We start from the raw sequence: 26,042 nt of genomic DNA, 5'->3' as shown, positions 1-26,042 counted from the left end.
TTCGCTGAGAAGACTTTCAAAACAATAGTCCAGAATAAAAGCCCCGGATCGTTGATCAACAATTCACGGCACCTGAAAAACGTTTTAGTGCTCCCCCATTGATTCACTCAGGGTCTTGACTACCGGCTTGGTCAGATATTGTAATACCGTACGTTGCCCGCTCAATATTTCCACCGTGGCATTCATGCCGGGCTGAATATCGAGGTCGCGATCCGGGGTCGCGCTGAAACACCGCCCTTCGGTCCGGACACGAATGCGGTAATAAGGTTGCTCACCCTGCTTCAGCTCATCTTTGAGGGTGTCGGCACTGATAAAAATCAGTTTGCCGGGCAGGTCACCGTAAATAGTGTAATCGTAGGCATCAATCTTGACCCTGGCTTCCTGGCCGATGCTCAGAAAGGCAATATCCCGCGGATTGATGCGGGCCTCGATGACCAGATCATCCTCCAGCGGCACAATCTGCATGACCTCTTCACCTGGGCGGATTACCCCACCGACAGTCGTCACCCGAACATTTTTAACCACGCCCCGTAGCGGCGCGAACAGTTCCGTCTGATCCAGCAGATTTTTGCGCTGGGCCATCTGCTGTTCCACACTGCTCAACTCCGCGGTAATCTGGCTGAGTTCGTTCTGGGCATCCTGAAGATAACCGTTACGCTTGTTGGTGATCTGCGCTGTCAGTTCGGCGACCTGCCGTTCAAGGCGCAGCACTTCGGTCAGGCTGATATCCCCCGACGTTACCAGGGGCTTGTTCATTTCCAATTCCCGCTCGACCAGTTCCCGCACTTTGGCAAAGGCACTCAACTCCTCGTTCAGGGATGAACGGCGCTTTTTCATCAGCTCAAGCTGATTGGCCCGCAAATGGGGGTATTGGTCAAGGAGTACGGGAAAGTCAGGATCTCGATCAAGCACCTCGGCCAGCAGTCGTGCCGCCGAGGCCGAAAGAGCGGCGTAACGGGCCTGGGTTTCCAGAAAAGCGGCTTCGGCGCGGGTACGGTCGATTTGCACCAGCAACTGTCCGGCGTCGACGATATCCCCTTCCGCCACCAGTAAACGCTCCAACGTGCCGCCGTCCTGGGACTGAATCAACTGGGTACGCGAACTGGGGATCACCGATCCCGGTGCCCGGGTAATTTCATCAATCTCCGCCAGATAGGCCCAGCCGACAAACACGGCCAACACCAGAGCCGTCCCCCAGATCACCACCCGCGAGCGCGGCTCCTGGTTGACATCTTCATCAGACACATCCGAGGAACGTAAAAACCAGAACAGTTTCATCGTGCCCCTCCTGCTTGCAACCGAGCCTCACCCGTCTCAACGGCAGCACGGGAGATGGGAGGGGTCCCCCCCTGGGTCTTCTGTTGTAACCCCTGCCCCGTGGTCGGCGTTGCCGGTTTTCGCATCAACGCCAGCACCTTGTCGCGACTGTCGTCCAGAACGATTTTCCCCTCATTCACAACAATGATCCGCTCCACATGGGGCAGAATCGCCGATTTGTGGGTGACAATGATCAACACGGTCTCTTTAGGCATTTCCTTGAACAGATGATCCATCACCCGCCCCTCAAGCGGGGAGTCCATGGAGGCCGTCGGTTCATCGAGGAGCAGGATACGCGGGCGCATGATCAGCAACCGGGTCAGCCCCACCAACTGGCGCTGTCCACCGGACAGCCCCCGCCCTCCTTCGGCGATCATCAGTTCCAACCCTTGGGGATGACCGGCAATGACCTTGTCCAGACCGGTCAATTGGGCCGCCCGCAGAATCCGGCTGTCACTCGGAGTCGGCAGCCCGAGGGTCAGATTTTCCCGCAGGGTGCCGTTAAACAACCGTACATCCTGGGGGAGATAGCCGATGTGCTCACGCAGAAAGTCCGGGGCCAGCTGCTCCATATCGATACCGTCAAGAAAAATCGCACCGTTCTGGGGCTTGTAGAGCCCGGAAAGAAGCTTGACCAGGGTTGATTTACCGGAACCGACCGCCCCCACCACGGCAATCCGCTCACCACCTTTGATCTGCAAACTTTCCACCTGTAGCGCCGGACGCTCCTGAATATAACCAAAGCTTGTCTGATCAATCCGCAACTGACCACTGCACCTCTCAGGGACCACCAGACGGCTGTCGTCAAGCCGGTCACTGGGGATTTTCATGATATTATCCAGAGCTTCAAGGGCAATTTTGGCGTTACTCCACTGGGACACCATCTGCGGAATCTGGGCGATCGGGCTCAGGGCTCGCCCAGCGATAATCGAGCAGGCAATCAGCCCCCCCATGGTCAGTTGCCCACTGGTGATGGCATAAGCCCCTACGGCAATCATGCCAACGTAATTGACCTGCTGGATCGACTGGGACAGATTGGTCGCGCGGATCGACACCTTTTTCAGCAGGATGTCGTTTTCTGCCAGGGAGACTGTCAGGTCACGGTAACGATCATTCATCTTCCAGCCGGCACCGCAGGCCTTAATCGACTCGATCCCGTCGATGGCTTCGATAAGCAGTCCGTTCTTACGGTTCGATTCATCCATCTGGCGACGGGTGTACTCTTTGATCTTGCGACTGACGATCAGCCCGGAAAATACCGCAACCGGTACCATCACCGTCGGCACCAGGGCCACTATCCCACCAACCAGAGCAATAACGCCGATAAAAAACAGGGCAAAGGGAGCATCGGCGAGAATAAACAGGGTCGATGAGGTCATGAAGTTACGCACTGCTTCAAAATGACGGATCTGCGAGGCGAAGGTTCCCACCGTCCCCGGCCGGGCATCCATCCGGATATCCAGGGCCTTGCCGAAAAACACCCCGGCCAGTTCGATATCGATCTGCTTGGAAGCCCGTTCGACAATATGGGCTCGTGCCTGCTTCATCATGAATTCCAGGCCAATGGCCAGCACAACGCCTATCGTCAGGACCCACAGGGTGGCAAAACCGCTGGTCGGCACTACCCGATCATAGACCTGCATGGTATACAGGGCGGCAAACAGCGCCAGACTGCTGATCACAAAGGTCGCAAAAACCCCTTCGAGAAACACCCGCCGCTGTTTGCGCACGGCAAAGGCAAACCAGTCACCGGCACTCTCGGGAGCCTTAGCGCCGATGTGGAGCTTGTCGGGTTTGACCCGCAAGCGCAGCCACTGCCCTTGCGCCAGTTCGTCGGCAGCAAGCTCCAGAGTCAGACCGTCGCAGTCTTCGGCAGTGCAGGCCCCACTGCTGAGACGGCCACGAATCAGATAAGCAGCGCCGCGCTCAGTGGTTTCGCTGTAAGGAGCGACCCAGATCAGGGGGAAGTCGCGCTGGGTGAGTTCGCCCCCCACAACAGTGCGCACCAGTCCCCGTCGAAAGCGTGCCAGCCACATTTCCCGCATCTGCTCAGCAACCGGCAGATGCGCCAGTTCGGCACCATCGCGACTGTGTTCGAGCATACTGAAGCGATGAGCCGGCACCGCCTCCCCCTGCAGGGCCGCCAGCCGCTGCAGCAGCATGGCCAGTTGGTCCGCCAGACTGATGGTTTCAGTTTCCTCACCGGTATTCGCCGGCCTCGGAGCTACGTTGGATGCGGTGCTTTGCCTTCCGTGAATGCCTGTATCCGGGGCAACTTTATTGTGAATCGTCATAAGCGCTCTTCCAGGTTATGTTCGTTAAGTTCGCCGGTCCATAGCAGCAGGCGAACCTGTGCCAGCTGCAGCGGGTATACAAGGTCGGTCAGGGCATAATGAGCCTGGGCTTTTTCTCTCTGGACATTCAGGACATCGAGCCAGCTTTTACGCCCCACCTGAAACTGACGGAGATAGGATTCGACGATCTCATCAGCATCAACCAGCATCTGCCGAACCGCTGGTTCCTGCGCACGTAAACTCGTGATTTCTGCATGGAGATGTTGAACCGTCGTGCGCAGTTCCCGTTCGTGAGCCGCAATCCGGTCGTATGAGGCCTGATTCCGGGCATGGGCGGCCTGAACCCTGGAATAGCTTGACAACCCCGCACCAAGTTGCAGTTGCAATCCGACATAGGTTCGATCGCGGCTCATCCCGGAGTAGCTGGTATCCCCGAAGACCCGCTCATATCCGGCCACGACGGCCGGAAAAACCTGGGAACGCTGAAGCTTGATATCTGCAGCACTTTGGCGCGATTGAGCGGTAAATCGGCGGCGGGTGGGTGAATAATCAAGAGCGCGATCTTCAAAATCGGTCGAATTGTTCATTTCAAAGGACATTTGTCCAGGCGCAAGGACATTGCCGATTGACCGATTGACGATCTGTTCCAGGCGGGTACGGGTCATGGCCAACTGCCGTTCGGTCGTCAGCCGTTCATTGACCGCCTGATGCAGACGCGACGCAGCCAGGGTTTGGTCGGCTGTCGGATTGACCTGGGCAACGACCCGTCGCCGGATCGTATCGAGTAAACGACGGTGTTCCGTCTCATTATCCAGGGCAATTTGCAGCCGGTCCTGCAGCCGGGCCAGCTCATAAAAAGCGGAGGCTGTTTCCTCCAGCAACTCTAGACGGGTTTCGCCTAGTGCAGCATCGGCATCGGCCCTGGCAGCACTGGAATAATCGATCTCTCCGGTAATCCGTCCTGCCGTCCACAAGGGCTGTTCAATCCGCAGTACCGCCTGGGAATCACCACCCCCCACCAGCTGTGTGGTTACCCCAACCGACGGGAAGCGGCCCCAGCGTGCGCTCTGCAGATCACTGTCAGCGGCCCGCAGCTCGCTCTGTCGCAAGCGCACGCTCGGATGCTGGGCCAAAGCCTCCTGTAACAAGGATGGCAGGGTTTCAGCGGCCACGGCTGGGTGTGGTGCGCCAAAAAGAGTCAACCCAAACAAACAAACAGCTAAAATCTTTGACATGATATCCCTTGCCTTAATAAGCCGGTAACTATCGAGCTATTGATCCATCGCGTTTCGCCCACGCCGCCGGATCTGGGTACCGCGACAAGGGGTCAGCCGCCTTGGCAGCATGCCTGACCATCGCGCTCGCCCGTCTGATCAGTTCAATGCCAGGTCACCAAATGCTTCCCGCATCGGTCCAAGCCACGGTTCGTAGTTGCGCCACTGCTCCATCGCATCACGGTAAATAGGCCGACGCACCTGTTCTGAACTAGGGGTCTGCACCGCCCGCTCCGTTTCCCAGTAGCGCAGACACCGATTCTCGAACGGCACACGACAATACTTGATCAGGCGGCGGATCTCTGTTTCCGTGTCATCCACCAGCGTTTCATACTGGATATGATAAATGCGCCCCGGCAACACTACGTCGAAGTGAGCCATCAGGTCGGCATAGGCCAGATAATAACGGGCGATGTTCTGCTGATCGTAGGCATGATCCACGCCCTGGCCAAAGTTCATTTTGAACAGGGCAAACCCCGCCGCCATCGGCTTACGTCGGATGTCGATAATTTTCGCGTTCGGCAGAAGCAGGTGGATCAACCCGGCGTACATCCAGTTACTGGGCATTTTGTCGATGAACAACGGTCGCTGCGTCTTGCGCTCTTCGCGGGTCATGCTGAGATATTTCCGCCCCAGCAGCGCACTTTCAGCTGCCGACAGATCACGCAACAGGGCGGCATTGATCCCCTGTTCCTGACCTTTTGCCCCGATACCGCCGAAATCACGACCGATGTGCAGCATGTCTGTCAGTTCCCTGGTTCCCTCAATGCGGCTGTGGCTGGCCAGGATCTGTTCGGTCAGGGTCGTCCCGGCCCGGTGCAGACCCACGATGAAAACCGGATCTTCAGCCGGATCACCCCAACCATCGCGCTCGCTGAAGAATTCCTTGGTAAACAATTCTTTTACTCCGGCGACATACTCTTCCAGCGGGTCGATGGCATAATTTGTCTGGCCATGCCGGATATGGTTAGCGGCAGCGTAGTTGCTGAACGAAGCCGCGAAGTTCTTCTGATCCTCATAAGCCTTGCCGAGGGTGAAGTTGATATGGTAACGGTCGTCTTCGGCCAGATCGGACCGCTCCAGCTGTGCTTCCATCAGCGCGATATCCTCATTCGTGAAGACCGCCAGTTTCATGTTCGACAGCGCGTGCCAGGCCGCTCCATGTCCAGGAGCCAGCGCTATGGCCCGGCGGTATGCATCAACCCCCTGCTGCTGCCGACCCAGGGTTTTCAGCGCCAGAGCATAATGCATCCAATCGTGGGCCTGGCCGGGATTGGCAGAAAAATAACGTTCGTAGGTATCGATTGCTTCCTCGAAACGATTGGCCGTCGTCAACAGGCTGGCATGCAATACCAGATAGCCAGGCTGATTCGGGACTCGTGCCACCAACGCCGCACTCAGCTTCAGGGCCGCTTCCGCATCCCCGGCATGGCGCAGATATCGCATCAGTTGCTGCTGACCGGGCAGGAACCCGGGAGCTAACTCGACCACCCGTTCCATCAGCCGGCGCGCTTCATGGTCGCGTTCCTGTTTATCCGCTGTATCGGCCAGCAATCCAAGGGCGGTGAGATCTTCCGGAAGAATCCGCAGATACTGCTCCAGAATCGCCCGTGCGCGCTCCAGGTCATTACTTTTCAGCGCCGTCATGGCATCGCGGATCGCCGGTTGCGCCAGCGACATTTTAAGGATGTCAATATAGGGATCTTTTGCCGCATCATTTTTCATGGGTTCGGCCACCTGCTCCAGTCGCGCATTGACCGCTTCGCGCAGATGGTTCATTTTCAGGCGCAGCGCTGCCAGGGTATCGCGTACTGCCTGGTCGGCACCGATACTCGTCAGCGCTGGTTTGGCGCACAAGAAGTCAAAGGTTTCGACGATTGCTGTTCTGCTTGCACCGGGTTCGTGCATCCGGGCCGCATGCAGTGCCAGCTTGACCGCTCGGATATAGAGAGTATCATCTTCCATCAACACCTTGATAAACTTGACCCATTGGTGCAGATCTTTTTTATCCGGCGAGGCGAAAAAATGATCCTTCATCGCTGCCGGCGGATCGAACAGAAAACCGCCCTCGTTCAGTTGCTCGGCAATTCCGCCACTGTTCATCGCCAGTACCGGCACCCCGGCCAGCAGGGCTTCGGCGATGACGCGGCCTGCTGCTTCAAAACACAAAGACGGAACCAGCAGCAGAGCTGCTTCCTGATAAATTTTTGCAATATCATCGGTTGCCGGTTGCCAGTCAATCGTATCAAGCAGGGTCAGATCGACCCCCTTTGCCTCCCAGTCGGCACGCCCCCAGCGGCTTTCCACGGCCCTGAAGCGGATATCCGGAGTCAGTGCCCCGGCCTGGCCGACAATATTGAGAAAGAATAGTCCCCCCTTGGCTGGTTCGGGATTGACCATGGTCACGTAACGCTGGCGGCGCGTCGAGATACGTACCGGGTCAAGGTTACGACTCCCTTCGAATAATTGTGCGACGGGGTTATGTACAACCCGTCCTTCAATGCCTTTTTTGTCCCGATACAGTTTAACCAGAGCCCGTGACGGCATCAGGAAGTCATCGATATACCGGAAATTGCAACCATCACGCATGGCATAGCCGGCACTGGCCAGGTAAAACACCGTCCGCGCACCGCGTTGCTGCGCCTGCGCCAGCAGCGGTTGCAGCGCCTCGGAGGAGTAGGTCAGCACGATATCGGGCTTGAGCTGCGCCAGCAGCTCTTCGGCCATATCGCGATAAGCTCGAAACTCCCAGGGGCGTAGTGCCCGGTGCCGGGTTGAACTGGTAACGAAAATTTTCTGCCGCAGCTGCGAGACTGCAACATTCACTGTTGTACCAGTATGAACAGCTGGATCGAGTTCAGGATATGCCTCGGCGAGGGGGTATTCATCGTCGCCATCGAACAACGTCATTGTTGCCGCATGACACGCCCAACCGTTCTGTCCAAGGGTCTGTAATATCGCCAGAGCACTCTGCGCCGCACCACTTTTACGATCGAGCAGGCAGGCTTCGGAAAGAAAGAGACAGGTTTTGGTTTTCTGGTTAGATATCAACTGCTTTTTCCTTTTAAAATAACCCTGTCAACGTCAGGTTAAAACCTCACCAAAAAGAATGTTGACGATATTGTCTGCAGCATCTTCAGCTGTCAAACGTGAGCCGTCGATGCGAATCTCAGGACACTCAGGGGCTTCATAGGGTGAATCAATCCCGGTCAAATTGTTCAGTTCGCCGCTCCCGGCTTTGGCATACAACCCCTTGGGGTCCCTCTGTCGGCAGATGTCCAGTGGGGTGTCGATAAAAATCTCGACAAATTCCCCCTCATCCAGTAATTCCCTGGCCAGGAGCCGCTCATTTTTAAAGGGGGAAATAAACGCGGCCAGTACGATCAGGCCGGCATCAACAAACAGCCTGGCGGTCTCTGCAATCCGGCGGATATTCTCGACCCGGTCTGCAGCGGTAAATCCAAGATCGCGGTTCAAACCATGACGGACGTTGTCTCCATCAAGCAAATAGGTATGTTTGCCGAGAGAATGGAGCTTTTGTTCGACCAGATTGGCAATAGTCGTTTTTCCGGCACCGGAGAGCCCGGTAAACCAGAGTACCATCGGCTTCTGGTCTTTCATGCGGGCGCGGTTGCGCTTGTCGATAGCGATGGTCTGCCAATGAATATTGGTGGCCCGACGTAATGGAAATTCCATCATGCCGGCACCGATTGTCGCGTTACTCAAGCGATCAATCAGAATAAAATTACCGGTGTGTCGGTTTTCCTCATAGGGGTCGAAAGCAATCGGTCTGGAGATACTGATCGTACATATCCCGATCTCATTCATGTCAAGGGTCTTACCTGGCTCCAGGCACAGGGTATTAACATTGACCTTATGCTTCATCTCAGTGATCTGGGCGGTCACGGAGGCTGACCCGGCTTTCAGCAGATATCGGCGTCCCGGCAACAGAGGGTCTTCATGCAGCCAGACAACCCTGGCTTGAAACTGATCGGCACAAGCTGGTTCGCAGGTCGGATGACTGAGCATGTCGCCGCGACTGATATCGATTTCATCGTCCAGACAGAGGGTCACGGCCTGCCCGGCAACAGCGACATCCTGATCTCCATCCATACTGACAATACGTGATACGTTAGTGGTGCGTCCCGACGATGACACGACAACAGGGTCACCCGGCCTGATGGTCCCTGCAGCCAGGGTGCCGCAAAAACCACGAAAATCGTGGCTTGGCCGGTTCACCCACTGAACCCGCATCCTGAACGGCTGCTGGGCGGAATCGTCATTGATTTCTACCTGTTCAAGATAGTGAAGCAGGCTCGGCCCCTGGTACCAAGTCATTTTTGCAGCGGCAGTATCATCGGCAACGTCGCCCCTGAAACCGGTAGCTACCGGCGGCAACGGATTGATAACATTGTCACCTCTTAAAGCCGACAAAGGAATAAAGGTGACTTCATCAACATTGAGGGCGCTGACGATTTGCCGGTAATTATGGCAAATAGCATCAAAACATGCCTGATTGTAGCCAACCAGATCCATTTTGTTGACGGCAACCACAATCTTTTTGATTCCTACCAGAGAAACCAGGTAACTGTGGCGTCTGGTCTGGGTCAGCACTCCCTTACGTGCATCGATCAGGATCACCGCAACATCGGCCGTCGATGCCCCGGTCACCATATTACGGGTGTATTGCTCATGCCCCGGGGTGTCGGCAACGATAAACTTGCGCTTGTCGGTCGAGAAAAATCGGTAAGCGACATCAATGGTAATCCCCTGCTCTCTTTCCGCCTGAAGGCCATCGAGCAACAGGGCATAATCGATCTCATCACCCTGGGTTCCAAGCTTTTTGCTATCAGCAACCAGCGCCGCCAGATGATCTTCAAAAATGAGTCTGGAATCCCATAAGAGCCTTCCTATCAGGGTACTTTTTCCATCGTCGACACTGCCGCAGGTGATAAAACGCAGCAGATCTTTGCGGTGTTGCGTCTTTCGACCGGCAGGAGCACCCGTTGCCATCGGGCTTGATGGATAGGCCATCAGAAATACCCCTCCTGCTTCTTCTTTTCCATCGAACCGGCCTGATCATGATCAATCAGCCGCCCTTGTCTTTCACTGGTGCTGGTCAGCTGCATTTCCTCGATAATATCCGGCACTGTTGCGGCGGTTGATTCAACAGCAGCCGTCAGGGGGTAACAGCCAAGGGTCCGAAAGCGCACGGATTTCATTTCAACACGTTCACCGGGCTGCAGCGCCAGGCGAGCGTCATCAACCATGATCATCAGACCGTTCCGCATGACCACCGGGCGCTCTTGCGCAAAATAGAGCGGAACAACAGGAATATGCTCCTGGTCGATATATTGCCAGATATCAAGCTCCGTCCAGTTGGACAGAGGAAAGACGCGGATACTCTCCCCCTTGTTGACCCTGGTATTGTAGATATTCCACAGCTCCGGGCGCTGGTTTTTAGGATCCCAGCGATGGGTATCGGTTCGAAACGAAAAGATCCGCTCTTTGGCCCGGGACGTTTCCTCATCACGCCTGGCACCACCAAAAGCAGCGTCAAACCGGGATAAATCAAGAGCCTGTTTAAGCCCTTCCGTTTTAGCCAGATCCGTGTAGATTCCACTGCCGTGGACAAAAGGATTGATGCCCTGCCTAAGCGCCTCCTGATTGGTATGTACCCTCAGCTCAACACCATATTCAGCAGCCATACGGTCGCGGAAAGTGATCATTTCCTTAAATTTCCAGGTGGTATCGATGTGCAACAGCGGAAAGGGTAATTTCGCCGGGTAAAACGCCTTGCGTGCCAGATGCAGCATTACCGAGGAATCCTTGCCGATGGAATACAGCATTACCGGATGATCACATTCGGCAATCACCTCACGCATGATGTGGATACTTTCAGCTTCAAGTTGTTTTAAATGGGTTAAGTTCATCTATCGTGAATATCTGTTGCATTCAGAGGGGGCGCGGAAAGGAAAAAACAACGCCGCCTGTTCAGAGGCGGCGTTGTTTGACGAAAACATGACAAAAAGTTATGCAGGAATCATATATGTAAAATCGACTCCTTCGAAGTCAGTAGAGCTGAATTCGCCACCGATGGTATCGACCAGAGCCAGCAGACTTAACTCATAAGCCTCAACCGTATCATCTCCTGTTGTGCTCTGCTCATGCACCCAGATCGCTGTTTGTGAACTGTCATCTGCTGCGTTGACCGCGAAAATACTGGTGTTGAGGGCACCGTTATCTGTTGCCTCGCCGTCAAAATCGAAAACTTTATTCAGCAGATCAGCAATGGCGTTAGCGTTGTCCAGGTCGGCAGCAGTCACCGACTTGGAATTGACAGTATTTTGACCCGCTGACACGAGACCATATTCATCTAAGCTAAGGTTAAAATCGTTCCAGGCGTAGAAGGCTTCTACATCCCCGGAGATGAGGCTGTCCGCCAAATCACCGTCCACTGCAATCTTGTCAATCTCTACCTGGAAGTTGCTGATGATATCGGCTTCATCACTACCACCGAACAAGCTGGTGGTTGTCGCCTCATCCCAGTCATAGGCTTCAATCCCTTCTGCCTCCTCGGTGACATCGAAATCACCGCTGGTGGTGTCGGTGTCGGCCAGCTCACCTACCACCGCGCCGGCGGTGCTGGTCTGGTCGATCTTGTCGGCATCGGTCGTTGTCGATGTGCCGTCGGAGTAGTACAGGGTGTCGGTGCCGGCTTCTTCGGTGTAATAACCATCTGCAACACCTTCCAGGTCGCTGTTGTCATCCGGGTTTTCGACATCCTGCGCCACGCCGTCCGCTCCACTCAGCGGATCATCCCCGTAGAGATCGTCATCATCAGCCGGGTTGGTGACCTCTTGCACAATACCTGCCGCACCGGTCAGGGCGCTGTCCCCCAGGTAATCGTCATCATCATCCGGATTGGTGACGATCTGATCCTCCGGATCGGGGTCGATGCCTTCGACCGTTTCATTGGTCACCTCCAGGCTATCGTCGGTCGAATCATCGTCGTTCAGGGTGTATCCGTCCGCACCAGTTACAGCCTTGCCGGAACCGTCCGTAGAATTGACCACAACAGTACTCGAATCGGTGCTGTCAGCAATATCGTCGACACCCGGGTCGATCACTTCAAGGATGGCTGCGACCGGGCTGACCTGGTTGCCACCATCTGTCGTGACTGCAACGGTCACCTCATCGAGCAGACCGAAGCCGCGAGTATCAGCGACAAAGGTGAGCATATTGGTAGTCTGTGCGTTCGCCGCAGCGGTCAGGTCGAGGTAGCTGCTAGTGGCAGCCTGGTGGTCGGCGATGGTTGCGCTCAGCAATGCGGCGATGATCCCTTCGGACCGGTCCCCGGTGATGCCGTCGAGCAGAGCCTGATCTATGGTCAGAGTGGTGGTGATGTCATCCAGAGTGATGCTGATGCTTTCGCCGAGGATGTCGTCCGAATCCAAATAGGTGTTGCTGAACTGGATGGTCACCTCATGCCTGGAGCCATTGATGTAGGGGGTCGTCAGGGTCAGGTCGCCAACCTCCATGGTGTCGACACCGCCAGCCGCGCCGCTGAGCAGCAAACTGTCACCGGAAACCTCGACCGTACCGACAGCGGCGGCAATGGCTTGGTCCTGCGGAACGGTTTCAGTACCATCACGGAGCGCAATAATCCGGTCCGCCAGGTTCTGGATGCTGGCCGATTTGCTGTCGGCCATGTCGGCAGTGACGGTGACCCCGGCGATTTTTACACTCAATGTCCCCTGGTTGCCGTCATCGCCCGTGACGTAGAAGTTCTCGTCACTCGTCGCAGAGAAGTCCAGCTCGGTCACCTGCGTCACCGCCGCGACATTGGCGGTTGCCGAATCAATACTGAAGCTGTCCGCACCGACATCGGCAGCGGTCAGGGTGATGGTGGTGCCGGAGACGGAGACCTCGCCGATAGTGCCTTGCAGGCTTGGATTATCTTGATCCGCATTTTCGGGATCTTGATCAATCGCATCCTGAATAGCGTCGGCCAGAGCCTGAACACTGACGCCGTCTTTTTCGACAACAGCATAGTTACCGAAAATGAAGCCACCCTCAGGGCTATCAAAGGCCAATGTCGTGGACCCGGAATAGCTGCTATCAATCTCGTAACCCGAAGCAAGAGTCTGGTAGAATATGCCATCAGCATCAATTCCAGCATCAGCAATAGCTGCAACATTATCGATAAGATCCGTACAAACTGCGCTGATCGGATCGCCGTCGTATTCATCCCAATCGATTGTTACAGTATCACCTTCAGGGGAGAGCAGAACCAGGTCTGCTACATTTGGCACTTCACTTGCAAAAGTAACACTATCGGTCAGGGCAACTGAAGCTGTATATGTCACCATCTGACCTTCAACCATATCCGCACTGATGGTCACCCCGTCAATGGTCACACTCAGTTCACCGCCATCGTAGTAATCATCGGCCGAAGAGCTGAACGCAACCGTCGATTCCTGCTTGGTGCCGGTGGTGGAAATTTCGGCGTCGGTGATGGTGAAGGCGATGTCATCACTGGCGGTTGGTGCAGTCAGGGTGATGGTGCCGTCAGAGGCGGCGGAGACGCTGCCGACAATGCCGTCCAGAACGCCGCCTTGTGCGGTTTCGGTTGTCAGCTTGGTCACCAGCGCGGCAATGCTGCCTGAGGCGCTGGCGGCGACCATGGTGGCAACAACCGGAATGTCCGCCGTTCCATCGTTGATCGTCACGGTCATGGTGCCGCCTTCGTAGTAATCGCTATCGGTGGTGCTGAACTGCGCGGTGGCGATCTGCTTGACGCCCTGGTAATCGAGGGTGACGTCGGAAATCTTGAAGGTTTCTTTGCCAGCAACTGCGGCGGTCAGGGTGATTTCGCCGGTCGAGCTGTCGTAGCTGGCCGATTCCAGTATGCCGGCCAGATCTGCTGGTACAGCTGGTGTAATCACATCTCCATCGGTTCCGCTGGCAGAGAATTCCTGGTCATCGTCTGTGAACCAGTCAGCCCCATGATCGTTGATGGTGAAGGACAAAGATGTGCCAGATCCACTTCCTTCGCTGGTAATGACGATATCGTCGGCATTACCATCACCATCAGCATCTCCAAGAGCAACGGATGAGATTCCATCTATATTCCTGATAAAAGCAAGAAAATCTTTCAACTCTGCGTCCTGGTTAGCATTACCGAGAGACGAATCATTGTTTGCCAGATAATTGTAAGAAGTCCCTGGCATAAAATAGCCGGAGTAGAAAGGATAATAGCCGGAGTAGCCAGGATAATAGCCGGAGTAGCCAGGATAATAGCCGGAGTAGCCAGGATAATAATAACCAGGAACTTCGTTTGTTTCACCATTCCAAGTTACCGTATCAGACAGAGATGATCCGCCAGAGTCGATTGTGTAACTCAAAGTGAGCTTATCAGAATGGATTTTTGTTGATTCTGTGAAGTTACCGATGATCTTAATTACCGCTGGGGTATCCTCTGTCCTAACTTCAGTGACCCCGATAATATGGTCGTTGATGGCATCGACCAGGGCTTGAGAGGTGGCGGCGGCGGCATCTACGCCTGCCTCCTTACGATTCAGTGTGAATTTTTTTAAACCACCATCATTATACGGTATACCATTTACCGAAGATGGGTACATATTGGCAGCAAGTGATAAATAATCCAATGTATAACCAACTTCTGTTTCAATCCTGATCATTCCGGCATCGTCACCAGCAGCAACAATTTCAGCAGATTTAATCTGGTCGAGCCCACTGAGGAAAGCCATGTAGGTGCCAATGGTATCGGTGTCGTAATCAACGGAACTCGTATCAATTTCTGTATAGGAAGTTCCATCACCAATACGGATGCTATATGGGCCCGCGTGAAGTGTCATATCACTCGTAACAGCAGCTTCCCCTTGGACATACCAGATTTCACCACTGCCTTCCGCCATATCCGCCGAAACCGTCAACTCGACATCATCGGCAGTCCCCAACTCACCGTCATCGCCTGCGCCAGTAATGGTCGCATACACCTTGCCGCCGTCGTAATAAACCTCGGCACCGCGAGCGGTAGCGCTGTCATCAACTGTTTCGCCGTCGGTGAAGGTGGTGTCGTAAGTGGCGTCGCTGTCCAGACTGATGGTGGCAATCTGCTGCACACCGGCGTAGTCCAATGTCGCGCTGACATTGAAGGTTTCGACGCCCGGCTCGGCGGCGGTGAGGGTGATGGTGCCGTCGTCGCCGACGCTGGCGCTGCTGAGCAGGTCGTCTAGGTTGTCGGTGCTGTTGGTGATGGCGGTGTTGATGGCATCGGCCAGGGCGGCGGTGGTGGCGTCGGCAGCGGAAACGGGTGGAATTCGTTCACTTCCGGAATAATTAAGAACGTTACTGGAGGCCACAAGCCCCATTTCGCTCAAGTGGAAATCTGCAACGCCCAGACCGTCTTCCATCGTAATAACAAGATTGGAGGCTGTTTCTTCTGCATTGTTCTCAATGGATGCATCAGACACACCCGCTAAGGCACCAAGCCAATCCAGGAAGTTCCCCAGCGTATCAGCATCTATCGCAATAGAGTTCAAGGTAAGGTAGTCGGTGTAATCAGTATAATCGTATGTCTCCCCGGAGACAGTGAACGAGAATGGATTCCCTCCCTCCAGGTAAGCGGGATGCAAGGTCAGAGCCATGCCGGTCGTTACAAAACCCTGTGCGAACACAGCCAGCTTGGCGTTAATCCCCTCCACCATATCCGCACTGACCGTGACCGCATTCTCGGTATCGGCATGACCATCGGCGTCAACCGGGGTAATGGTCGCATAGACCTTGCCGCCGTCGTAATAAACATCGGCAAAGTCGTCATGGTCGGCAGCGGTGTCATCGGCGTAGCTGGTATAGCTGGTCGCATCGTCCAGGTCGATGGTCGCGGTCTGCAGCACCCCGGCGTAATCGAGGCTGGAGGTGACGGTGAGCGGGGAATCGGCTTCGCTTTTGGCGGTGAGGGTGAGCGAAGGCAGGTCAGCCATGACCGCATAGCTCATTCCATCCGCTGTTGTCACGTTATAGATTGAGGCCACGGTGATCGTCCCTGCGTCCTCATCGGCGGTGACGGTTATATCCCCGGTGGTGAAGTTCGTGTTCGCGTCAACCCGGTCCTGCAACGCGGCGGCAGCAGCGGTGAGGCTTTCAAATCCGTAGTAACTGGAATAGCTTGTTCCGGCCAGTTCTTCCGCCGCCACTAAACCGGTACCAACCGAGAAATAATTTCCGCTCACAACAAAAGCATCGGTCGTCAAATAAACAGACTCACCCTTAACGTATTCGTCGAAGGTCATGACCAAAGCCGTGGTGCTTTCACTGGAAATGACCGCTTCTTCGCCTGAGGGCGCGGTGGCCTGCACGGCGCTTTCCAGCGCCCCGGCAACGGCTGCAGAATAGTCAGTGTCATCAACATCCGTGATCGCTTGAATCCGAGTCACTTCGTCAACCAGCGCCTTAACCGAGGCTGCGGCGTCACCAGCAACCATATCGACACTGATTTCTTCGTCGTTGATAGTGACGCTCAGCGTACCGCCGTCGTAATAGTCGGCATCGTCGTCGCTGAAGCTGACCGTCACCTCCTGCTGGGCGCCGTTCTGGTCGATCTGGGCGCTTACCACCGTGAAGCTCGGGATGTCGTCGGCAGTATCCGGTATTGCAGCTGCGGTAATGTTGATCACGTAATTATCGCTGCTGTTAACTGCAGCGGTGATCGATCCGTTCACACTGGTATCGGCGTTGATGGCGCTCACCAGGGCGGCGACCGAGCCGGTCATGTTCACCGAGCCATCTTCGTTGTACAGCACATCGGCGCTGACGGTAACGTCGGTATCGCTGTCGTCATCCGGGGTCAGATCGAGAGTGACACTCAGCTCACGATCAAACTCTGTGCTGTTATCGTCGTTGGTGGCGGTGGGCCAGTCGGCGCTGTCACTGCTGAACTCGACGCTGTACCGGGTTTTGGTTCCGGCGTGGTCGATAGCGGTTTCGACATCGCCACCGGCGGTGACGGTGAGGTTGGTGGCGCTAAGGCCGGTCAGAGTGAGGACTTCGTCGCTGACGGCGACGGTGGCGAGCAGGGCGTCGGCGTTAACGATCTGAGTGGCCATCGTGGCAGCAGGGTCTGTATCACTTTTATCATAGCTCAAGTAGTTTTTGTACGTTGTTGCTTCAACAGCGATAAGCTTATTATCGTCGTCAAGGTAGTAAGACTCGCTGGTCAGAACAAAGGTCTCACCGGGGTAGAGTGGATTAGGGGGGGCACTAAATGCAGCTTCTTTGCAGAGGTCGGTCAATGAAAGAAACAGATATCCTTCGGGCACCGTATAGGTACCATCTGCCGCAAGGTCTGCCGCCGTCACCGGAGTTCCCTCATCGGTAGAAAGAGAAAACTTGGTGCCGATCACAGCACTCGACACATCCACAGGCACCAGCTCGGCATTGATTTCAGACGCCAGCCCATTTAACGCCGCTTCGATATTTCCACTTTCTTTGGCGGTGACGGTATGGCTGATTTCGGTACCATTGATGGTGACGGTGAGGACTGCGCCTTCGCGGTAGTCATCGGTATCGGTGGAGAAAGTCACCGTGGTCACCGGCAGGTGCTGACCATCGTAAACGGTCTGGTAGACGACGGTGTCGGCGGAGCTGTCGTTGTAGGTCAGGTTGATAGTGTCGGCACCCAGGCCGCCGACGATTTCGGTGGTGCCATCGAAGGAATTGATAGTGTCATCGCCCTCGCCGGCTTCGACTCGAATAAAGTCACTGTCGCCGGAGTAGTCGAACAGCTCGATGTGGTTGTCGAGTTCGTTGGCGGTAATCAGGGACGGCGCTTCAAGGGCACCAAGGCGGGCGGCAAGGGCTGCCAACTGACCGGCAACCGAGCTTAAATCGGTCGGATCACCGAGTCCGGCACCTTCAAGGACTTTGACTGCATCGCTCAAGGCTTCTATGGTGGTGTAATCCCCTGTTTCGAGGGTGCCTTCTAGAGCCGAAATTTCACTTTGGACATAGGTGACAACGGTATCGGTCAGACCATCCAGAGTGTCTTCAATAGCATCAAGACGAGCATCAAAGGTTTCGGACAAATCTTTAGCCAGAGTTTGCAAGTCGGAGATGGAATCGCCCAGACTGGTCAATTCGGTGCTGAGACCACTGATATCGGCAACTTCGAGGCCATCGATGGCGGTTTGCAGGTCGGCGATCTGACCTTCCAGATCAGTGACGGCGGCGGCAACGGCGGATTCGATGGCCAGATAGAGACCGGTGGCGGCAACATAATCATCGTCACCTACCGTGCCGCTGGCTGGCGCCCCAACCTCGGCCACCAGGTCACTGACATCACTGCCCGTCGCAGTCTCAAGCGCGGTAATCGCGGCCTGAAGACCGGCGATGGACGCGGTGGTGGCTGTTCCACCGTTGTCGGCGGAATCATCAATCAACGCGGCAATATCAGCTTCGTTGCCTGCGATGGCGGTTTGCAGGGTGGCTATTTCTCCATCGATGTATTCTTTGACCGTGTCGGTGATACCGGCAAGTTGCCCTTCCACGGCGTCAAGACGGCCATCAAAGGTGTCGGACAGCTCTCCGGCCAGATCCTGCAACGCAGTCAGTGCAGCCGACAGTCCGGCGATGGACGCGGTGGTGGCTGTTCCACCGTTGTCGGCTGAGTCATCAACCAGCGCGGCAATATCCGCTTCATTGCTGTCGATCTGCTCCTGAATGGCTGTCTCAAGATCACTGATCAGGCCAGCCAGTTCCGGGATGGAGGGATAAGTGACGTCATCGAGAGCAGCCTGGAGTTCGGTAGCATCCCAACTCTCATCCAGCTCAACACCTTCGGCAACCTTAATGGTATAGCTGGTGCCGATCAGAACCTGATCCTGAGCTTGAGCGACAAAAACCTCCAGGGCATCAGCCTCTTCGACACTGGTCACGATAATCGTCACTTCGCCATGGCCGGTCACACTGGTGATAGAGGGAGCAGCAAGGAACTGAGCAACAGACAATTCGAGCCCGGAGTTCACGACAAAAGTGGTTCCGGCAGGCAGTTCAATTCCGAGAACGTTGAGGGTTCCGGCGACAACCTCGATTTCACTGAAAGCACTGATGGTACTTGCAGGATCGAGGGTCACAACATCGTTAGGGTCACCGTCAGAAAAATCGAAGACCAGCCGGTGTGCATCGTTATCGGTGGCCAGGCCTGCTGTCTTGATGGTCAGGGTGCGTGCGTCCCCTTCTACATCATCAATCGTAAATACGACTGTCTCTACGCCATCACCGGGGGCACTGACCAGTGTACCGACCAACTCAACAACCTCGGCGTTCGGGGCATTGATAGTAAAGGTCTTTTCCCCTCCTTCACCGTTGATCTCAGCACTGAAACTGGTTTTGTCGGTGTCAAGCACGTTGGTCGTATCGTCGTCATCCCCCAGATCGTCAAATGTGAGAACCTGATCCACCGGAGCAGTACTTTTTGATGATCCACCACCAGCCGCCACCGTTGCAGCGGCACCGCCAATGAGCCCGGCCCCGAACAGCCAGGGGATATAGTTAAAAGATGAGTCGCCAGCCTCTGCGGCACTATCATCTGCTGAAACAGTATCTTTGTCGGAATCTTCAGATGCACCCTGCGTACTGGTGTCACCGGCAGGGGGAGTAACCTGAGCCACCAGCACGGCATCAGTCATCAGATCGATGGTTTCACCATCAACCAGCTCAGAAAAATCCATTGCAGGTTCTTCTTCCAAACGGTCTTGGGATTTTTTGGCCGCCGCTGATTTATCGGAGTCAGAATGGCTCTCGTCTATCTGCCGAGGTACGACCTCATCACCTGACACAAAGGCGTCGATTCGCTCATCGATATTCCGAGTATCTTGATATTTTGTCTCTTCAGTTGCGCCCTCATGTGATTTGGTCTGCTTGCCCTCTGGGTTCATGCAATGACTCCTTTATTATTAATCTTATGAAGAGGAAATGACTTTACGCCAACGCTTAAAGCACATTTATCTGATTGATAAGTAGTTGATGCGCTTATTCACATATACGGTATTCTGACACAGCAACCAAAAAATTTAAGTTATTGCCGCAACGATGCCTGACTACTAAATCCAATAGCAAAGCATAATACATGCCAACTCTGGCAATGTTGCTCGCTTTACTTTTATCTTTTTTATCAGTACGTTACGGATGGGAGCAGATTAAGACGGGAAGTGGCCATACGTTTTACCAGATTGCACCATGGAAATTGTTTCATTTCAACAGTGAACAACTGGCCTGTGACTTTCATTATGAAAGTCCTGGCATCGTTAAAAGAAAGAAAGATCCCTGGCAGCTATCCCGGAAGGGACAAGCTGGCGAAGCTAGACTGCAATGTCAGATTTTTGCAATGGCAGCTGGATCTCGAAAGTCGCACCGGGACCGGCTGAAGGGATATAGTCGATCCGTCCGCAATGCTTATTGACAATCAGATCATAAGCTATTGCAAGTCCCTGACCTGTCCCTTTACCGATCTCTTTCGTTGTAAAAAAGGGTTCAAAAATCTGATGTTGATGTTCGGCAGGGATTCCCCGTCCATTATCCTTGACGAGAATCCGTATGCTCCCGTTGATTGTTGCGGTTGTGATATCAATGCGGCCAAACTGCTCCGAACCTGCTTTATTTTGTTCACTGATGGCCTGGGCACTGTTGATGATCAGGTTCAGAACTGCCTGCTGAATGGCGTCGGGATAGCAATAAATAAGCGGTAGATCTGGATCGAGTTCGAGCTCGACGGTCGCAGCGTATTTCCATTCATTTTGCGTAATGGTAACGGCATTCTTTATTGTTTTATTAATATCGCAGGATTCTTTTAGACTCCCCTTGCCCGGGTGACAAAACTCTTTCATTGCTGTGACAATTTTAGTGATCTGATTGATGCCTTTTAGTGAATCAGCAATGGACTCGGGCAACTCTTTAAGCAAAAACTCCAGATCGGCTTTATTCAATTTTTCAGCAATTGCAAGGCACACATCCTGATTGTTGGATATGCAGCACTGATCTACCAGCAGATTAACTCTATCCAGAACGCCGACCAGCTGATCAAATGACTCCTTCATAAAATCGACATTATGCCGAATATATTGAATTGGGGTATTGATCTCATGAGCGATTCCTGCAGCGAGGGTCCCTACAGCCTGGAATTTCTGCGAATGGACCAATTGCCGACGTAAGTCCAACTCCTTAGTACGGTCACGCCAGACAGATACATAATTAGTGATTTCCCCTTCAGTATTTCGTACCGGTGTAATTGAGCTGTCGATGTTAAGAATCTTCCTATCTTTGGAAATATTTTTTATTTCCCCTTCCCAGGAATTGCCGGCTAGTAATTGGTTCCAGAGGGAGTCATAAAAAGTGAGATCATGATGCCCGCTTTTAAATAGCGACATCCGCTGACCAACCAGTTCCGACAATGAATATCCGGAGATTTGCTGAACAGCCTTGTTACCATACTGAATTACACCACGTATATCCGTCACGATAATGCCGTCACTGATTTGCCGTATCACGGTTGAATGAAGTAATTTTTCTTGTTCCAGTATCTCCCGGGACGTAACATCAATTATAAAAACCACCCTGCCGGCGTGGTGCCTGGTCGCCGCCTGGGAAACGTAGATTTCAATGTATAATCCGGCCTCGGCCAGGGGAATGTAGACCACATTTTTACCGGGCATATTCTTACCGAATTCGTCCATGCGGGACGATATCTCGGCAAGGACCCGATGACGCAAGTCATGCGGATCTATCCCATAGGTCGCAGACCAATCTTCGATCAAACGTTCGAAGGTCCGATTACGCTGCCGCAAATCAAAACCGCTACTGAGAACCAGCACCCCGCCGGGTAAAATATTGAGAATTTCGCTGATGAATTTTTGTTGTTTTCTTGATTTATCCAATGCATGCTTCAGTGAAGAAATATCCTTGGCTCCGGCAACCACTCCCGTTGGCCGCCCACTGTCATCGTTTAGGCGGCTGATATTGATGGAAACGGGATGACGCTTACCGCTGGCTGAGCACAGCGTCAGCTCTATATTGCGCCACTCTTGCTTATCCTGATGTTCGGGATGGTTGGGAAAACCAAAATAGGTGTCGACCAGCAGATCAGGCTCAACAAAAAGCTCCCCAACGTATCGCCCAATCAGATCAGCAGCTGAGAATTCGAGCAGCGATGCTGTCGCTTCATTGACTCTGCTAATCTTTAGTTGAGAGTCAACTACAATCATGCTGTCAAGAAACCGATCGACAATTTGGAGCAGTTCATTTCGGCTTTTATCAAGTTCGTAACACAGGATGCGAATTTCGTTGATATTGATGTGAATTCCCTTAATGACCAGCGGCTCTCCCTGGCGATTGTACTGGTAAACTGATCCGACATCCCGAATCCACAACCAGCTGCCGTCTCGGTGTCTGACACGGTGCTCGGTACGATAGTGGTCCGTGCGTCCTTCAAGTACATCATTTATTGCTGCCAGGACCCGTTCCTGATCGTCGGGATGAAGACGTTCTTGCCAGAAGGAGAGCTGGTTATCGATCTCGGACAAACTGTAACCCAGCATCTTTGACCATATTTCATTGACTTCGATCTTTCCCGTGGTCACATCCCAGGACCATGTGCCTATCTCGGTTTCCCTGATCACGAAATCGCGCTGGGCCAATGCCGAATCAAGTTTTTTCTGTTCGTTGATTTGCTGATCCAATACCTCTCTCATCACACTATTACGGGTGTTGCTGCGCACCATCTGTAACGCAAAAAACACAATGGACACCGAAGCAACAAGCAAAACAGTCAGCATGAGGGCCGGTTTGTGGTTATTAAAATGCTCAGCCATGTCTTCAATGTGAGCCAGGGTCAGGGGCGTGTTTTTTATATCAGCATAAAATATCGCAGGACTTCGATAGTCACCGATATGGCTCACAAGCCGGCTGATACGATCATCACCCTCTAAGCGCAAGCGTTTGTTTCGGGTGGACTCACGAAACAGGCTCAATGACCCGCTGGATGAAGAAACAGTGTCAGCCAGAGGAAAGACCAGACGATCTCCATTGAAGATCAGACAACCATCCATCACTACACCAGTATGATAGTGATATAGCTGATCGTATGAAACCGTAGCGACAAGATATCCGAGCAACTCATCCGCAAAAAGTACCCTGACGATCAACACATCGTTATCAAAAATCATCGAATCCATATCAGAAGAGGAGAACTCAAGAACCCGGCCTACCTGGATGGTGGACAGCGCATCTCCCGCCAGAAGGTCACCTTTTGATGAAAGCAATGACAAGGCACGATAGTCCGGATGAGATGACGCCTTGAGAGTCCAACTTAGCGGGGGAGCAACTTTTTCAGGGAGGAGATTAACCGTGATCCCGCTACTGCTGATGCCACCGGAGGTCGCAGTTGTATTGTATTGTTGGAGATAATCGACGATTTCAGTGTCAATCGCGATCTGATGCAACCCACGATTGAGCTCTTCGAAATAAAACTGAATTCCGAATCCTCGCTCATCAACCTGCATCTGGACACGATCAAAAAACTGCTGATGCAGGGATAAATGGAGCCTATAGTTGACCCCCAGCAGGGACCAGATAAGAACCAGCAATATAAAAACCGAAACAAGAACAAGTATTTTTTGTTTCATGATATTTCTTTGGACCTCTACAAAAACCTGTTATCGGCTAGAACAAACCGTGCTTGCGAAGTTTGCGGTACAAGGTGGCTTCACCGATCTCCAGGAGTTTTGCTGCATGAAATTTGACCTGATTGGATTTTTTCAGCGCATTGATAATTGCTGCCTTTTCGTAGTCGTCGAGCCGGTCACCGTTGGTTTGAACAACTTTATCTTGTAGCGGATCAGCAGCCCGATATATTTCATTCGGTAGCATGGCCGGGGTAATCTCGTCTCCGGAACTTATGACCAGGGCCCGGGCAATGACGTTGGCAAGTTCACGGACGTTGCCGGGCCAGTGGTAGTGACATAAACAGTGCAAGGCTTCTTTGGATATACGCTTTTTCAGATCGATTTTCCTGCTGTATTTCTTCGTGAAATAGTCTATCAGAAGGGGAATATCATCTTGCCGTTCGCGCAGTGGGGGTAACTGGATAAGTACAGTATTGAGCCGATAGTAAAGATCTTCACGGAACTGATTGTTTGCAACAGCTTCAATAAGGTTTCTGTTCGTTGCAGAAATAACGCGAATATCAATGTCGTACGTTCGGTTACTACCGACCGGACGTACAGATTTTTCCTGAAGACAACGTAGTAACCGGGCTTGCAACGAGAGATCCATTTCACCAATTTCGTCCAGAAACAAGGAACTTTTATCAGCACTGCGCAATAACCCCCGGTTTTCAGACAATGCCCCGGTAAAAGCTCCTTTTGTATGCCCGAACAGCTCGCTTTGCATGAGTGTTTCGCCCATCGACGCACAATCAACAGCCACCATTTCCCTGGATTTACGGTTACTGTGGACGTGCAGAGCCTGGGCAACCAGCTCTTTTCCTGTTCCACTCTCTCCTTCAATCACCACCGAAACATCAGACGCACCCACCCTGACAACCAGCTCCTTCAATTCAATCATGGCAGGGCTTTCGCCAATAAGATCAACAAAGGAAAAGGTTTTCTTTATCTTTTCAAACCTTTGCTCCTGTTGGCACTGAGCTTTCCAGACTTCAATCTGGGCAAATATTTTTTCACGTAAGCCCTCAGGACAAAATGGTTTCTGCAAAAAATCATAGGCACCGATCTGCATCGCTTCGACCGCATCCGATACTCCCCCATGTCCGGTGAGCATGAGAACCCTGGTCATCGTTGAACGCTGCCTTATTTCCCTGAGAACATCCATGCCGCTCATACCAGGCATTTTCAAATCGACAACGGCAGTGTCGATTCTGAACTTTTCCAGAGCACTTAATGCCTGCTGCCCATCTTTGGCCGCATGAATTTCTATACCGTCCTTATGAAATAATCTCTTTACTGAAGAAATCAGGCTCGGATCATCGTCAACGATCATCAATGAAAATGGCATATGGCCCTCTCGGCTAAGTGACTGAACAGAATGACAACCTGTGTGGCAGTGCCAACGCTCCTCAAGGATGCTCATTCGCAAAACAGCATTGTGACCGTCCAGTGATTTGGAATGGAGACTGCATCAAATTGAAGGTGAATATTTGGCTGCCTTGCCAGCGAATAAGATTCAAAGCTGCGCTAAACAACCTCTGGCTTTTTTCACAGCTAAAAACGTGCCAATAGTGTTTATTTAATAAATGAGTTATATTCGGGCTTTTGTATGGAAAGGTGTGTCAAGCTAGTGCGCGTTGCTATCATAATGATGGCTGGCCGACCTTCATTATGAAAGTGTAGCGACAGAGGAATTAGTGTTATAGCGATACAAGTTCTGTCAGTTGTTCTTCATCGTGATCAACAAGCAAATTGATTTCTAAACATACAAGTCAACAATCGTGCCGCTGACTATCCCTGGTTGAAAAACACAATACACACTTTTCCCTCGGCCGGAAGAAGCGATAGCCACGCAAGAGGGCATGTTATTTTCACTGGTCACAATGTCTACATCAATATAGTCCTGATGTTCACAATAACCATCAATCACGCAGTCTGTGATGAAACCATCTGTCTGGTTAGACGGTTCCGGCCATGATCGGTCGGCAGAAATCTGCATCAATGATTTATCCACTGATTGCTGTCCCTTCGGTATCGCAATTTCCGAACAAAGCTCCTGTTACAGCGAAGCAAAGCAACTTCAAGCATAAAGCATTCCATCCTGCCCAAACTAGTTAAGTCCCTGAAGTTAATAATAAATTGTCATGACACAAAAAAACAAAACACTCAAGGGAATCAAAATAAAAGTCCGGGACCCAACCACTCTTGCACAATGAAACAGCATCGATCACTTACATCGAATTAAACTTCAAATGGAGATCGGCACCATCCCTGTCTGATTGAAATAATCTCGTCTTATTTCAAATAGTTAGCAGCGTAACAGAAAAATATAGTGCCATTTTATAAAAGATTGGATTGGTTTTTGCTGTTAAATAGGTGGAGGCTGATCAAGGAAATCGGTCAAAGACAAGGGAGTG

General features: G+C 52.9%; 10 protein-coding genes. All 10 read right to left on the bottom strand.

Annotation, left to right across the window (positions count from 1 at the left end; all coding sequences use genetic code 11):
• Positions 1 to 84: 84 nt before the first annotated feature.
• On the bottom strand, positions 85 to 1,278 hold the full coding sequence (locus tag AC1931_RS14060; RefSeq protein WP_483877915.1) for an HlyD family type I secretion periplasmic adaptor subunit: 1,194 nt from the start codon (positions 1,276 to 1,278) through the stop codon (positions 85 to 87).
• Positions 1,275 to 3,611 carry a type I secretion system permease/ATPase gene (locus tag AC1931_RS14055; RefSeq protein ID WP_483877914.1) on the bottom strand — a complete coding sequence of 779 codons (2,337 nt, stop codon included), beginning with the start codon at positions 3,609 to 3,611 and terminating at the stop codon, positions 1,275 to 1,277. Before AC1931_RS14055 ends, AC1931_RS14060 begins: the two co-directional genes overlap by 4 nt.
• Positions 3,608 to 4,846 carry a TolC family protein gene (locus AC1931_RS14050; RefSeq protein WP_483877913.1) on the bottom strand — a complete coding sequence of 413 codons (1,239 nt, stop codon included), beginning with the start codon at positions 4,844 to 4,846 and terminating at the stop codon, positions 3,608 to 3,610. The genes AC1931_RS14055 and AC1931_RS14050 overlap by 4 nt, the downstream gene beginning before the upstream one ends.
• 138 nt (positions 4,847 to 4,984) lie before the next feature.
• On the bottom strand, positions 4,985 to 7,936 hold the full coding sequence (locus tag AC1931_RS14045; RefSeq protein ID WP_483877912.1) for a sulfotransferase: 2,952 nt from the start codon (positions 7,934 to 7,936) through the stop codon (positions 4,985 to 4,987).
• A 33-nt stretch (positions 7,937 to 7,969) separates the two neighbouring features.
• Positions 7,970 to 9,919 carry a sulfate adenylyltransferase subunit CysN gene (cysN, locus tag AC1931_RS14040; protein WP_483877911.1) on the bottom strand — a complete coding sequence of 650 codons (1,950 nt, stop codon included), beginning with the start codon at positions 9,917 to 9,919 and terminating at the stop codon, positions 7,970 to 7,972.
• On the bottom strand, positions 9,919 to 10,818 hold the full coding sequence (gene cysD, locus AC1931_RS14035) for a sulfate adenylyltransferase subunit CysD (protein WP_483877910.1): 900 nt from the start codon (positions 10,816 to 10,818) through the stop codon (positions 9,919 to 9,921). Before cysD ends, cysN begins: the two co-directional genes overlap by 1 nt.
• A gap of 99 nt (positions 10,819 to 10,917) precedes the next feature.
• A complete protein-coding gene (locus AC1931_RS14030; RefSeq protein WP_483877909.1) occupies positions 10,918 to 19,845 on the bottom strand; it encodes a beta strand repeat-containing protein in 8,928 nt (2,975 codons plus the stop codon).
• A gap of 423 nt (positions 19,846 to 20,268) precedes the next feature.
• Entirely contained in the window at positions 20,269 to 23,586 is a 3,318-nt protein-coding gene (locus AC1931_RS14025; RefSeq protein WP_483877908.1) for a PAS domain S-box protein, read from the bottom strand.
• Between the two features lie 37 nt (positions 23,587 to 23,623).
• On the bottom strand, positions 23,624 to 24,973 hold the full coding sequence (locus AC1931_RS14020; protein ID WP_483877907.1) for a sigma-54-dependent transcriptional regulator: 1,350 nt from the start codon (positions 24,971 to 24,973) through the stop codon (positions 23,624 to 23,626).
• Positions 24,974 to 25,384: 411 nt separating this feature from the next.
• Positions 25,385 to 25,639: a hypothetical protein gene (locus AC1931_RS14015; RefSeq protein ID WP_483877906.1), complete on the bottom strand. Its 255-nt coding sequence runs from the start codon at positions 25,637 to 25,639 to the stop codon at positions 25,385 to 25,387.
• Positions 25,640 to 26,042: the final 403 nt, after the last annotated feature.

It is taken from the genome of Pelovirga sp. C15f, from assembly GCF_057178085.1.
Note: the sequence above shows the minus strand (reverse complement) of the source record. Positions and strands in the feature narration are given on the sequence as shown.